Source organism: Streptomyces sp. NPDC002785 (genome assembly GCF_040295565.1).
GTDB lineage: Bacteria > Actinomycetota > Actinomycetes > Streptomycetales > Streptomycetaceae > Streptomyces.
In genome coordinates, this window is the sequence record NZ_JBEOVN010000432.1 from 1 (window position 1) to 1,361 (window position 1,361).

Annotated in this window: 1 protein-coding gene; it reads right to left on the bottom strand. The window is 70.4% G+C overall.

Features of this window, described 5'->3' with window-relative positions; translation table 11 throughout:
- Positions 1 to 111: 111 nt before the first annotated feature.
- On the bottom strand, positions 112 to 1,005 hold the full coding sequence (locus ABTZ94_RS37565) for an alpha/beta fold hydrolase (RefSeq protein WP_351207957.1): 894 nt from the start codon (positions 1,003 to 1,005) through the stop codon (positions 112 to 114).
- Positions 1,006 to 1,361 lie beyond the last annotated feature (356 nt).

Sequence of the window (1,361 nt, forward strand, 5' to 3'; positions counted from 1 at the left end):
CCTGGTCGAGCGAAGCCGAGAGCTCGGGGAAGGAGCGTCGTTGACTGACGACAACGCCGCAAGCGGAGTCGCAGGGCGTCGGGAGCCCGCTCCCTGTCGTGGGGGAGGCCGTTACGGGGAGACGGGCTCGCGGTCGTCCTGGGGGTCCTTGGCGAACTGCTCCAGAAAGGGTTCGACCGCCGCGCGCCAGCCCTCCGGCTGGTCGTAGTGGACGAGATGGCCGGCATCGGCCACTTCCGCGTACTGCCCGCGCGGCAGTACGCGGACCATCTCCTGGGCCTCCGCCCGGCCCAGCTCGCCGTCGAGGCCGCGGAGCACCAGGGTCGGGCACCGGACCTGTGCCAGCTCCTCCCAGTGCGCCTCGAACACCCAGGTCGCACGGGACTGGAGCATCTGGCGGCGGGAGAAGACGGGGCGCCAGCCGTCGGCCCGCTCGGCCATCACCTCGGCGAAGAATTCACCGCGGGCCGGGTGCGGCCGCTCCAACCAGAGGTCGTCCTCGCCGAACCACTTCCGGACGTCGGAGAGCGTCGCGAACGGGACCGGCCAGGACTTGAACCAGTCCTCCCACTCCCGCTGCGAGGCTGCGCCGAGCGCGGAGGCCCGCATGTCGCAGATGACCAGTGCCCGGACGAGATCGGGGCGCTTCGCGGCGAGCTGCCAGGCGGTGAGCGCTCCCATCGAATGCCCGACAAGGGTGACGGGGGCGAGGCCGAGCTGTTCGATCGCCGCCTCGGCGTCGGCGACGTACACCTCACGGGTGTACGGCCCTTCGGCCGGCTTCTCACTCCGGCCGTGTCCTCGCTGGTCGAGGCCGACAGCGCGGTGCCGCTCGGCGAGCCAGCGGGTGGTCGTGGCCCAGTGCGAGGCCCGGCCCATCAAACCGTGGAGCAATAAGACCCCGGGGGCGCGATCGCCCTCCGTGCGCCCTTTGGGCGGGTCGGCGAACTCCCAGGCCGCGAGGCGTACGCCGTCGGTCCCGGTCACATCGATGCGCCGCACCATATGTTCTGGCACCCCCTTCTGGTCCTCGATCACCGCTTGATCACCGCTCGATCACCGTGTGATCGCATCACACCCAGACTATCGAACCTTTATTCGAAAACCGGGTTCCGGCATCCAACACCCCTCGTTCGAGTGACCGGGTCCAAGGATTGACGGCGGCCGTGGAGGGGAGATCTTCTTCGGGAGGCGGGCCACTCGGGGATGAGGGCCCGTGGGGAGCGACCTTGAGAGCTCGGGGCTCCAGGTCGCAACAGGGGAGGACCCTCGGCTCACCAGCCGGGGTGGGTCTGCTTTCCGGGCCACCCCTTCTTCCCGCCGTGTGCGCGCTCCCGGCCCTCGCCCCACGTGGCCACCGG